This is a genomic window from Taibaiella koreensis (assembly GCF_003545715.1).
GTDB classification, from domain to species: domain Bacteria; phylum Bacteroidota; class Bacteroidia; order Chitinophagales; family Chitinophagaceae; genus Taibaiella; species Taibaiella koreensis.
The window spans coordinates 785,742-797,807 of record NZ_QVNU01000001.1; the positions used below are offsets into that span (position 1 = coordinate 785,742).

Annotated in this window: 8 protein-coding genes and 1 pseudogene; 8 read left to right on the top strand and 1 reads right to left on the bottom strand. The window is 49.3% G+C overall.

Going from position 1 to position 12,066, the window contains the following annotated elements; translation table 11 throughout:
* The first annotated feature begins 24 nt into the window (after positions 1-24).
* The 7 genes and pseudogenes from DZK30_RS03535 (at position 25) to DZK30_RS03560 (ending at position 7,693) form a co-directional block, all read left to right on the top strand.
* Positions 25-627, top strand: a complete 603-nt coding sequence (locus DZK30_RS03535; RefSeq protein WP_118972686.1) for an acyl carrier protein phosphodiesterase — start codon at positions 25-27, stop codon at positions 625-627.
* 52 nt (positions 628-679) lie between these two features.
* On the top strand, positions 680-1,906 hold the full coding sequence (locus DZK30_RS03540; protein WP_118972687.1) for a serine hydrolase domain-containing protein: 1,227 nt from the start codon (positions 680-682) through the stop codon (positions 1,904-1,906).
* 211 nt (positions 1,907-2,117) lie between these two features.
* The gene (locus DZK30_RS03545) at positions 2,118-2,486 is read left to right on the top strand and encodes a BlaI/MecI/CopY family transcriptional regulator (protein ID WP_118972688.1); all 369 of its coding nucleotides are present in this window, start codon (positions 2,118-2,120) and stop codon (positions 2,484-2,486) included.
* Between the two features lie 49 nt (positions 2,487-2,535).
* Entirely contained in the window at positions 2,536-4,275 is a 1,740-nt protein-coding gene (locus tag DZK30_RS03550) for a M56 family metallopeptidase (RefSeq protein WP_118972689.1), read from the top strand.
* A 125-nt stretch (positions 4,276-4,400) separates the two neighbouring features.
* A pseudogene (locus DZK30_RS26675) lies at positions 4,401-4,475 on the top strand (transposase-like zinc-binding domain-containing protein); the annotation flags it as partial.
* A gap of 24 nt (positions 4,476-4,499) precedes the next feature.
* Complete coding sequence (locus DZK30_RS03555; protein WP_162902812.1) at positions 4,500-4,838, top strand: helix-turn-helix domain-containing protein; 339 nt, start codon at positions 4,500-4,502, stop codon at positions 4,836-4,838.
* 377 nt (positions 4,839-5,215) lie between these two features.
* Positions 5,216-7,693, top strand: a complete 2,478-nt coding sequence (locus DZK30_RS03560) for a TonB-dependent receptor (protein ID WP_162902813.1) — start codon at positions 5,216-5,218, stop codon at positions 7,691-7,693.
* A gap of 177 nt (positions 7,694-7,870) precedes the next feature.
* Here the strand turns inward: DZK30_RS03560 and DZK30_RS03565 are convergent, their stop codons facing one another.
* Positions 7,871-9,889 (bottom strand): hypothetical protein, encoded by a 2,019-nt coding sequence (locus DZK30_RS03565; RefSeq protein WP_162902814.1) that lies wholly within the window; start codon positions 9,887-9,889, stop codon positions 7,871-7,873.
* Between the two features lie 202 nt (positions 9,890-10,091).
* Between DZK30_RS03565 and dnaG the strand changes: the two genes are divergently transcribed.
* Positions 10,092-12,029, top strand: coding sequence for a DNA primase (gene dnaG, locus DZK30_RS03570; protein WP_118972693.1), 1,938 nt, complete (start codon positions 10,092-10,094; stop codon positions 12,027-12,029).
* Positions 12,030-12,066: the final 37 nt, after the last annotated feature.

A 12,066-nucleotide genomic window follows, 5' to 3' on the forward strand; every position in this document is an offset into this window, starting at 1 on the left:
TGTCGCTTCTAAACGAAAATTATCTTGAATTACCTCGGACACGCGCTTTTATCCTTCAAGCATCCCGGCATCCTGGCGGGCAATATGATCGGCGACTTCGTAAAAGGCATGAAAGCGCTGGAAGGCTTTCCCGAAGATATGCGGCAGGGTCTGTTGCTGCACCGCAAGATCGATGCCTTTGCCGATGCGCATCCAGCTACGCTTAAGGCGAAAAATCTTTTCCGGGCCGATTATCGCTTATATGCCGGCGCTTTTGTTGATAGCCTTTACGATCACTTCCTGGCCAACGACCCGCATTATTTTCCCCGTGAGCAGGACCTTTCCGATTTTGCCCAAGAGGTTTATACCACCTTACAACAATACCAGGAGCTGCTGCCCGAAGGTTTTCGGCGTATGCTGCCTTATATGGTGAGCGATAACTGGCTGTACAATTACCGTACCTTAAAGGGTATGCAAAAATCATTCAGAGGTGTTGCCCATAGGGCACAGTATATCGAAAGCAGCGATAAGGCCTATGAGACATTTGTCGGCCACTATTACGAGCTCAACCAACACTACTTCGATTTTATGGATGATATTTCCGCATATGTCAAAAATGAGTTAAACGGGATATCGCCAGGACACTAGCTTGTAACTTTGTTACTTCGGCGTTACATTTACGGGTTATTTTTTGCTTATCATGATCAGAGCTTTTTTCAGGGTGCCCTTTTTTCTTTTTTCTTTTTGCTTCTTCTTTGTCGCTTGCCAGACCGTTTCTGAGCAGAACGCGCAGGCCAGCCCCGCGCTGAGTCCGCCGGACAATGGCTACTCGACTGTAAAGCTGGGTTTTGCAGATACGAGCTCCGAAGAAGGACAGATGCTGATCCGTCGCCTGGATTCTTTCTATCGCAGGGAAGTAGGCGCCGGCTTCAACGGTAGTGTGCTGGTAGGCTACAAGGGCAAGATACTCTACGAACGTTATTTAGGCTTCTGCAACCGGGCAACAGGTACACAACTGTGCGCGCAGAATCCCAGCCAGTTGGCTTCCACCTCCAAGCCGTTCACTGCTACTGCCATTCTCTGGCTGTACCAGAACAAGTATCTCGACATCAATCAGCCCGTACAAAAATACCTGAAGGATTTTCCATACCCCGATATAACCGTGGCCATGATGCTGAGCCAGCGTAGTGGTCTGCCCGACTATACCAAAATGGGCAACCGCTATTGGAAGAGTGATGCGCCCATGTATAACGAAGACCTGTTGCAGATCTTTGCCCGGTACCAACCCCACCTGAATTCAAAACCCAATACACGCTTCGAATACAGCAATACCAATTTTGCTATGCTGGCGAGATTGATCGAGGAAGTGGCCAAAATGCCTTATAAGCAGTTCATGAAAGAGTTTATTTTCGAGCCGCTTGGGATGAAACACACTTTCGTCTATGATCCTTCAGAACGCAGCCGCTACAACGATATCATTACCCAAAGCTATCAATACAACTGGTCGGTCTATAAGGAAACCAATGAAGATGGCGTTTATGGCGACAAGGGCATCTACAGCACGGTCGAAGATATGTACCGCTGGGACCAATCTTTCTACAACCATACCCTGCTGAATGAAAAAACATTGAGGATGGCTTATACGGGCTACTCCAACGAACGGGCCGGTATTAAGAACTACGGCTATGGCTGGCGTATGCTCAATTTCCCCGATGGCTATAAGATCATTTATCACAATGGCTGGTGGCATGGTAACAATACGGTTTTCTACCGCTTTGTAAAGGATAATTTCACCATCATTGTGCTGGGCAATAAATACAACAGCAAGATATACGGACATGCAAAGTCGATCTACGGCATTGTCAAGAATACGAGCGAGCATGCCAATATTGAGTGGGAAGAAAGTGGCAGTCCAAAGGAAGAATAATCATTCGAGCGACAGCAATTCGTTTATGAAGCCTGGCCCCGTTGCCAGGCTTTTTAGTAGCCGCACGATACCGTTTTTATTTCTCAATTAATTTATCCTCAATAATTTGTAAATATTTGAGCAAAAAAAATTTCAAAAAAAAGAAGAAAAATTTTGCCATTACGAAAAGTGTCGTACATTTGCTACGAATATATTCGTAATAAAGAAAGTGATGAAAAACATTAAGCCTACAGAAAGCGAGTTGGAGATCCTCAATGTGATCTGGGATAAGGGGCAGGCTACCGTAAGGGACGTGCACGAAGTTCTGGAAACTCAGAAACAATCGGGCTACACGACTACATTAAAACTGATGCAGATCATGTACGAAAAAGGATTGCTTGAACGTGAAGCATCCGGAAAGTCGCATGTGTACAAGGCGACGATCGAGCGTGAAGAAGCTCAGGGTCAAATGCTGCAGCGTATGATCGATAATGTATTCAGTGGCTCAGCTTCCCAACTCGTGATGCAGGCTTTGGGACATCACAAATCTACGCCGGATGAGCTTGACGCGATCAGAGAATACCTGAAAACGCTGGAATAGCCGGTATAGATCCGAATCTTGAATTTCATTATCCTCAAACCAATAGATCATGAATGGAATTGCCGGATTTCAGCAGCCATTAATGCAGGCGCTTGGCCTTGCAGTGTTGCATTCGATTTGGCAGGGCATCCTGTTGTTTTGCCTGCTGAAGCCAGCCTTGGCAATGGTTTCGGAACGCCGTGCGGTGCTGCGCTACCGGCTCACTTATGGCGCTATGCTGCTGCTGTTTGGCCTTTTCCTTTATGATTTTGTTTCCGAGTGGCGGTTGTCCAGCGCTTTGCAGGAGCTGTCGATGCAGATCTATCATACGCCCGAACCGCCGGCTACAGTAACGGCAGTATCCTGGCAGGATAGTTTGCTGATCAGCTATGTAACCCTGTTTCGCCGGTATACACCGGTATTGGCCCTGCTTTATGCTGCAGGCTTGCTGTTACTAAGCTTCAGGTTGATCCGCGAGCTGCTACAGGTCCGTTACCTGCGTCGCCAGGTGATGCTACCCGAAAGCCTGCTGCAGGAACGGTTTATTGAATTGAAGGAGCAGACCGGTATCCGCCGGGAAGTCTCCCTGGGTTTATCGCAGCAGGTGCAGGTACCGCTCATGCTGGGACATTTGAAACCCATCGTACTCCTGCCCTTGTCGTTGATGACCCGGCTGGACACCCAGCAGCTTGATGCCATACTCCTGCACGAGCTGGCCCATATCCGCCGGCACGACTATCTCTGGAACATCCTGCAAATGGTGATGGAAACACTGCTCTTCTTCAACCCGGTAACCTGGTGGCTTAGCGCCGTCATCCGGGAAGAGCGCGAGCATTGCTGTGACGATTATGTGCTGAAAAGCACGCAGAAGTCACTGCCTTATGCCAGGGCCCTGCTGGCCTTGGAAGAATACCGCCTTGCCCGCTACACCGCGGTGATGCAGGCGGGCGGTAACAACAAAAACACATTATTGAACCGCATTAAAAGAATGACTACAATGAAACAACATAAAGGAAAATCACAGAGAATATTGGCCACAGTTACCGTTGTCGTACTGTTGGCGGCTATGGCCTGCTTCGCTACGGCCTTCGGTCAGAATCAAACAGAAAAGAACCGGAAAAAATCAGTAACCAAAGTATACTCAAAAGGCAAAATAACCGTTGTAGACGAGGATGGGAAAGTCAATACTTACCATGCCGGCGACAGCACCGACCTGGCCGAAGGATTTAACGCCATTCCCGGCGCCATGGCCCTGGCCGAAAATGCCGTGAACGCGGTCGATTGGGATATGGTAGACAAATCGGTGAGCCAGGCCATGGACAAGGTTGCCGCCATCGATTGGGACGATATTCAACGGAAAACAGAAGAAAGCGTCAATCAGGCGACCAGGTCTATCGACTGGGCAGAGATTCAGCAGAACGTGGATAAAGCCATGCAGCAGGTGGATTGGGACGTGATACAGAAGAGCGTGGATATGGCAATGAAAAAAGCCGGTGCTTCTGTAAAGGACGCAGACCGCAAAGAAATGCAAGCGGCCTTTGCCGAGGCAAGAGCCGAAGTGGCGAAAGCCATGAAGGAGGCCAAAGCGGAAATGAGCGAGGCAAAACGGAATGAAGTCCGTGAAGCGCTGAAAGAAGCGGGAATAGAAACCCGTAAGGCACTTATGGAAGCACGTGAAGAAACCGGAAAAGCCATGAAGGAGGCGCGTGAAGAAACGGCCAAGGCCATGAAGGAGGCGCGTGAAGAAAGTCAAAAGGCCTTGCAGGAAGCCCGCGAAGAAAGCCGGAATGCGACAACGGAACCGGAATAGCAATAACGACCAACAATAAGCAGACCGGCGTTTGCGCTTGCGTAAGCGCCGGTGTATAGACCAATAAACAATAACCTGCAGGTAATTCATTTCTTTGAACTGAGTTACAGGCCTTCATCACCGTCATGGAATGCCCAAAATGTCATTCAGATAAAAAAATAAAAGCAGGTATCGTCAATAAGCGCCAGCGGTACAAATGCAAATCCTGTTCTTTTTTCTATACCGTGTCCTTCAAAGCCGGCATCACGCCCAAACTGAAGCGGCTGGCCCTGCTGATGTATCTTCAGGGACTGGGGTTGAACCATATAGCCAAAGCGCTTGGTATCAGTAATGCCACGGTGCTCAACTGGATCAAGGCCTTTGGTCTGAATGCCGGCGAGCTGCCCAGCGTTACGCAGGACATCAGGCAGGTGGCGCTTGACGAGATGCATACCTATATCGGCTCCCGGCAAACCAAGGACGGAGGTGGTATGATGCTGATCAGCTGGGAAGACGGCGGCTATAAAGTACTACTGGCTACCAACCCTGGTGTGAGCGAAGAATGCAAGGCTTCTTCTTGCTAATTATTGAATGAAGGGTTAGGTATTGCTTGTTTTACAGAGGGTATTACCTTCTGCAAGGGTTATCTTTGTGCAATAAAACAAACAGATGATCACCGTGCTGCCTGGCATCGATCTTCGCCCGGATCGTAAGTATAGACCATATAGCAATAGTGTTTTTTAAAACCCTTGACGGTAACGCAAAAAAACCTGTTGTATTCGTAAGAACGATTACTGATTACGAACGTTCTTATTGAACAGTATGAATACGGCATTGCCGTATCCCCCTTCGTACCTGTTCCCATTTATGTACCTGTTGCCCCTTAAACCCGATGCACATCGATATGCCCCGGCATATGGCTGCTGCAAAGCGCCGATCTATCAACCCATACAAACGAACAATGGAAACTTGTACCCTTATTTCATCTGTAATAAAATACCTGAAGCGACAGGCGCCTGTATCCCTGCTTGGTCTGATCCTGATATTGCTGCACGGCGCTTTTGCACGGCTGAATGCCCAGACGCCATTTCCTGGCGGCAAGTATACACTTGAGGGCATACTGACCGATAGCAGCAATCGCGAAGCCGTTGGCTTTGCTACGGTTACACTATACGATACCGCCCATAAGCAAGTCGCTGCCGAGATAGCCGATGGAGAAGGGCATTTTCGTCTCCGGGAGCTATCGGCCGGGAACTATAGCCTTGAGGCCACATTCCTGGGTTATGAAACATTGATCCTGAAATCGCTGCAGCTGAGTACCGATACGGTGCACAACCTGGGCCATATTGTAATGAAACCGGAAAAGCAAAGCCTCCAGGCGGTGACCATCACGGCTACAAAGGCATTGATACAGGATAAAGGAGATCGTATGGTCTACAATGCCGAGAATGATATCACCAATTCGGGTGGCGCCGCTTCCGATGTGTTGCGAAAAGTGCCTGGTGTTTCGGTCGATCCGGAAGGAAAGGTTGAGCTGAGGGGGAGTGCCAATATTAAGGTGCTGATCAATGGCAAGCCTTCGAGCATTATGGCCCGCAATCTTGCCGATGCCCTCAAAATGATCCCCGCCAATACGATCAAGTCTATTGAGATCATGACCACACCAACGGCGCGCTTCGATGCCGAGGGGGCCGGAGGTGTGATCAATATTATTACCAAGAAGAACCTGAAGGGGGCCACAGGCAACGTCAACCTTACCGGTGGCAATTACGAGCAGGCATTGGGCGGATCATTCGGGTTACGGAACGAAAAGCTGGAAGCCAATCTTGCCTTCAACCTTAAGCGCGAACGGGAGAAGAGCGAGGCCGGGCGGGAGCGTTCCGTCCTTCAGGATGGCAGTTTACAGAATACCTTGTACCAACGGGAAAGCAAGGATAATACCAATACGACAGGTTTTGCCGAATTGAGCCTGAGCTACACACCCGACACCTTGAATACACTGGGTTTTTCGGCCAATATATGGGGTGGGGTATGGCCCAGTAACCGGAATGTTTATGCACGTCTTACAGATTCGCTTGGCCGGGTTATGGAAGAGTACAACCAGGCGACAAAGTTTAAAAATCCTTATTACAATTTTGAATTCAACCTGAGCTATAACCGCAAGATGAAGCGGCCGGGCCAGGAGCTGGCCGTGCTGGCGCAATACAGCTATGTGATCGACAATTATCCTTATACTACCGATCAGTATAATATGGCCGAACAGCTTATCTACAGGGAGAACAACAGCAACAGAAGCCATAATGGGGAATGGACGCTGCAGGCAGATTATACGCATCCCATAGGGAAGCATGTGCTGGAGATCGGCGCCAAAGGAATTGTAAGGACTGCCAGCAGCGACTACAGGGTGGAGAGCTCCCAGGCAGGGGGCGATCCCACACAGCTACTGCCCAACCCCGCAAGGACCAATATCTTTGATTATACACAGGAAGTAGGCGCAGCTTATGCCTCGCTTAAACTTAACTTTGGTAAGGATTGGATGCTGGTAGGCGGCGGCCGTATAGAATACACCTATGTCAAAGGCGATTTCAAGAGCAGCAGTACCGCTTTTGATACCCGCTACACCAATTGGATACCCAGCATTATTCTTTCCAGGAAGTTTGGCGGAATGCATACGATCAAGGCCAGCTATACGCAGCGCATCTTAAGGCCGCAGGTATGGTCGCTTAACCCCTTTATTGATGCGAGCGACCCCAAGAACCAGTTTACAGGCAATCCTAGCCTGAAGCCGGAGCTGAATCATGTTGTAGAGCTTGCTTATAATCTGACCACGAAGAGCGGGGCCAATATCAGTACCACTTTATACGGCCGCAGACTAAACAATTCTATTGAAGAAGTAGCTACGCCCCTAACTGATGGCGCCTGGCTGACCCGGAAAGTGAATATAGGCAACCTGACCCGCTATGGTATCTCGGAATCGGTTTCGCTCGATATTACGAAGCAATGGTCTGTAAACGGCGATGTTAACCTCGAACATGTCAATTTTAAAAGTCCTGACTGGCAAAACTCAGGTTGGATCTTCAGGACCAATATCAATACGACCTACCGGCTGCCTAAAGATTACAGCCTGCAGGCTTCCGGCGGATGGAATACCGGTTGGATCTGGTTCCAGGGACGGAACTACGGCTGGCACTATTACATAGTAGGTGCAAAAAAAGAATTCTGGAACAAGAATGCCAGCATTACCCTCAATATCGCCAATCCTTTTGAAACCAACCTGAGGGTTAAGGTGAAGGAGGAGCGGCCCAATTCGGTAGCGGCAACCTATCTCGATTTCCCCCGGCCTTCTTTCATGCTTACCTTCGCCTGGAAGTTTGGTCAGCTCTCTGATGGCGACGGTAAGAAAGTGAAGAAGGTAGAAAACGACGACAGGGCGCGTTAGATACTATGAATACCATCACCGGCTATATTATTTTCACTGGCTATCATAATATAGGAAACAAAGCATCCGCCGGTCTTTGAGCCTGTCGAAAGGGCAACGATGCAATGAGGCTTCAACAGGATCAAGGACCGGGAAGGGAAAAACAAGTCTGGTGTTCCCCATCCTGGGCTAGTCAGACTATTTTTTCTCCGTGGAGCCTTTCCGGTCTATGTTGAACAGCCGGTAGGCCAACAGTAAGCCGGCCTCCTCAGACTTGGTATACGTATAGGTTTCCCGCGATACGATCTCTTTGCCATTACGGTCAAGCACATAATAAGTTACCGTTTTCTTATTGCCGCTGCTGCCGAACCTCAGGGTCACTTCCGGGGCCAGCACCTTACCGCTGGTGACCCAATTGATATTGCAGCGTTTAAGACGGTCGACCAGCTTGGCATCTGCTGCACCTATTACCTGCAGCCGCAGGTTGGGCTGCAGGTCGGAATAAGGAAGCAATTGCGGGAAGTTGGTATAAAAAGAATACAGGCTTTCGTTGTACTCGCTGGTGTTCTTTCTCTTTTGTGCACATTCGGCCAGGGCCCCATAAGTGCGGGCTACAAACAGCTTTTCATATTCGAGGTCAGTGCGTTCATGGTTCAGGATATCGTAAAGCACCTGCTGCGCTTCTTTGTAATTGCCTTTTTTCATTTGCAGCCGGGCAATATAAAGCTTGAAATATTTTCTGATCAGCTTGCGTTGGTCGTCTTTCAACTCCGATTGAAACCGTTGTGTAAAGAAGTTGGTGCTGAAATCGCGCATCAGGTACCATATCTCGTCCCAGGTTACCGTGCTTTCGGTCGAAAACAGACGGTAGATAACGAGGTCGCGTTCGGGGTTCATGGCAAACTGGTTGACGATGAGGTATTGCAACAGGTATTTGCTACCGGATTGTTCGGCAACGCCGGCCACGTCGGAAGGCGTATACCACCATCCCCTGTTCTCGAATTTGATCTGCTGCAGGCGGCCGATATTATTCATCAGCTTGACCAGGTTAATGCTGAAGTCGTAATGGCTCTGGCCCAGGGTGGTACCAATGTGCACCTCTTTAAACGCTTCGGCTTTCTTAATATACCGTTCACTTTCCCCTATGTCGCCATAGTAGGCGCAGCACCGCGCCAGGGCAATATTGTACCAGCCAAAGCCGGGCGTGGAGCCTACTGCTTTGATCATATCCTTCATATCCTGGATGCCCTTCTTGGGATTGGCCTTGTAGATATTGAGGATCGAGCTGTAATAGGCCCATTCCTGCAATCGCTTATCGCCTGCATCTTGCGTGCTGGCGATCTCATATTCCTTTTCGGCCTGCCGGAAATTGCCGCAGATAGCCAGGAAGGTGGCATAGTTGTTATGCGAGAAGATCGGCGTTTCCTTCATCAGGTTGTAGTAACGTGCTGCCGAATCTATATTCAGCGCATAGCTGTACAGGATCGCCTTATAATGGTAAACACCTTGCCTGGCTGCATCTTCATAGCCGGGAAAGAAGGCTGCATTAAGCTGCTTATCGATCCTGATCTTGCGGAAGGCGGAGTCCAGGTACCGGTTGGCCAATTGCTCGTTCAGGACAATGCTGTTTCTCAAGAAAGGAAATTTGGCTGTGGTGTAGAAGCGGTTGCGATGCACGGTCCAGGCCAGATAATTGTAGGCCTGGAGAAAACCCTCGTTCTGAAAATTCCATCTGAGCGCCTTACGGATCACATTAAACGCATCCTGGGGTTGCTCCACATTGTTATAACAATCCATAAGATTATAAGCAATAATGGAATAGTCCATCTGGAACCGGTAGGCAGGATAATAGGTCATCAGGTCGGCGCTGCGCACGCGCAGCTGGCGTGTATAATCGCGCTCCAGCTGATCCAACGCTTTTTTTAGCGGAAGTATTGCATTCTTATAGCCCAGAAAATCGGCAGCATGGTTAACTTTGTACATGCCCTCGTACATCCAACCTACGTAATAGCTGCTATCGGTACGGATAAATTCGCGGGAACGGGGAAGCGCGTCGTTACTATTGAAATCGGTTCCCATCCTTTTGGCGTCGATCTCGTATCGTTTCTGCTGATTGCGGGGATGGTTTACCGGAATCATCTGGGCCTGGGCCTGTTCCGCATAAGCCAGAAGGAAGAAAAAGAAAAAAGCAAAATACCGGGCGATCTGTTGTAGCATTAATTTTTCCTGGATATTGATATAGTCCAACAATCAAAAATACCGAAATTAGACAGCGGAAGAAAATTTTCTTGACGACGGCAACCAGCCTTTTGTTTTCGGGCAAAGCGTTTACGCTTCCCGGTAGATGGCCGTAGCAAAAAACGGCCGCAATATTGGCAGTGTTCCGCTGCCCGGGATTTAGCTACCTTCGCGAAAGAAAATGATAGCACCAGAATCCATACAGCAAGTCATTAACCGGAGTGACATCGTAGACGTGATCAGCCAGTTCCTGAAATTAAGGAAGCGGGGTACCAATTATATTGCCAACTGCCCTTTTCACAACGAAAAATCACCTTCTTTCAATGTTAACCCGGCCAAGGGTATTTACAAATGCTTTGGCTGCGGCAAAGGCGGCGATGTGGTGTCTTTCGTAGAGGAATATGAAAAATTTTCCTTCGTGGAAGCCATTCGTTGGCTGGCCAATTACTATCAGATCGAGCTCAACGAGACGGAAGCGCCGGAAGAATACAAGCACCATCAGCAGATAGAAGAAAGCCTGCGCATCATCAACGAGTTTGCGGCTACGTATTTCCAGGACATCATGGCGCACAACGAGGAAGGACAGCTGATCGGCGGCGGCTATTTCCGGGAGCGGGGCTTCCGGCAGGATATTATCGATCAGTTCCGCCTGGGTTATTGCCTGGATAAATGGGATGGCTTTGTTACCGAGGCTTTGTCTAAAGGTTATAGCCAGGAGTTGCTGGAAAAAGCCGGCTTGATCAAGGTCCGCGATGGCCGGCCATACGATAATTACAAGGGCCGGGTGATTTTCCCCATTTTTAGTGCCACAGGTCGTATCCTCGGTTTCGGCGCCCGTATCCTTAAGAAGACGGATCATGCGCCCAAATATGTCAATTCGCCGGAAAATGAGCTGTACGTCAAGAACAAGGTGCTGTACGGTCTCTACCAGTCACGGCAAAGCATCAGCAAGCAGGACGAATGTTTCCTGGTGGAAGGCTATACCGATGTGATCTCGCTGCATCAGGCAGGAGTTACCAATGTGGTGGCCTCCAGCGGCACTTCGCTTACCGAAGGGCAGCTGAAGCTCATCAGCAATCTGACTAAAAACCTGACGATCCTATATGATGGTGATGCTGCAGGGATTAAGGCTGCTATGCGCGGTCTGGATATGGCCCTGGCCGAAAGCTTCAATGTAAAGCTGGTGCTGCTTCCCGATGGGGAAGATCCCGATAGCTTTGTGCAGCAGTCGGGTGCGGAAGCGTTTAAAGATTATGTGGCGGCGCATAAAAGAGATGTAATCGGGTTTCGGCTTGAAGTGGGTATGGCGGAGGCCGGCAACGACCCGATGAAGAAATCGCAGCTGGTCAATGAGATCGCCGAAACCATTTCCAAAATCAACAAAACAGAAGATTTCACCCTGCAGCAGCACTATATACGGGAAAGTGCCACACAGCTGCAGATCGACGAGCAGGGCCTCATTAACCTGGTCAATAAATTTATACGGGAACGGTTGCAGCAGGAACAGCGGCAACAGGAGCGGAAGCAGGCCCAGGATGTACCTTCGGAGGAACCCTTTGCCTACGTAGATGAAGAAACCGGCGAATCGATAGTGATCGACGTAGTGCAGAAAGACCATCGTGAAGAATGGCAGCTGCTGCGTATACTGCTCGAATACGGGGATAAGCCGTTTAAAGATGCCGGTACGGTGGCCCAGCTTTTCTTTGAGACCATAGACCTTGACCTCATCGAAAATACCCTGGCCAAAAGAATGGTCACCGAATACCATGAGTACTGGGCGCAGAATCACCTGCTTCCCGATCAGAAATATTTTACCAGCCATATCGACCGCAATATCCGGCAAAAGGCTGCAGATCTGCTGCATACCCATCACGTACCTAGCCTTAACTGGCACGAAAAGCACCGTATCGAGGTGTTGCACGGCGAACAGATCTACGAAGAGGAGATTGAGAGCACCTTCGCTTATTTTGAGCTAAAGCTGCTGCGCCGCCTGCTGAATGAGAATATGAAACAAATGCAGCAGGAGAAGGACGTGCAGAAGATCGTGACGCTGATGAAAGCCCACCAGAGCCTGAAACAAAGAGAAAAAGAGCTGATGACGATCGTTATCATCCGTTGATCCGGTGGTTCCCTGGCCGGTTGCTATTCGTAGCAAC

Bases quoted from the DNA above. Each gene is read 5' to 3' on its own strand.
- DZK30_RS03540 (WP_118972687.1), top strand. From the start codon at position 680: ATGATCAGAGCTTTTTTCAGGGTGCCCTTTTTTCTTTTTTCTTTTTGC.
- DZK30_RS03545 (WP_118972688.1), top strand. From the start codon at position 2,118: ATGAAAAACATTAAGCCTACAGAAAGCGAGTTGGAGATCCTCAATGTG.
- DZK30_RS03550 (WP_118972689.1), top strand. From the start codon at position 2,536: ATGAATGGAATTGCCGGATTTCAGCAGCCATTAATGCAGGCGCTTGGC.
- DZK30_RS03560 (WP_162902813.1), top strand. From the start codon at position 5,216: ATGGAAACTTGTACCCTTATTTCATCTGTAATAAAATACCTGAAGCGA.
- DZK30_RS03565 (WP_162902814.1), bottom strand. From the start codon at position 9,889: ATGCTACAACAGATCGCCCGGTATTTTGCTTTTTTCTTTTTCTTCCTT.
- dnaG (WP_118972693.1), top strand. From the start codon at position 10,092: ATGATAGCACCAGAATCCATACAGCAAGTCATTAACCGGAGTGACATC.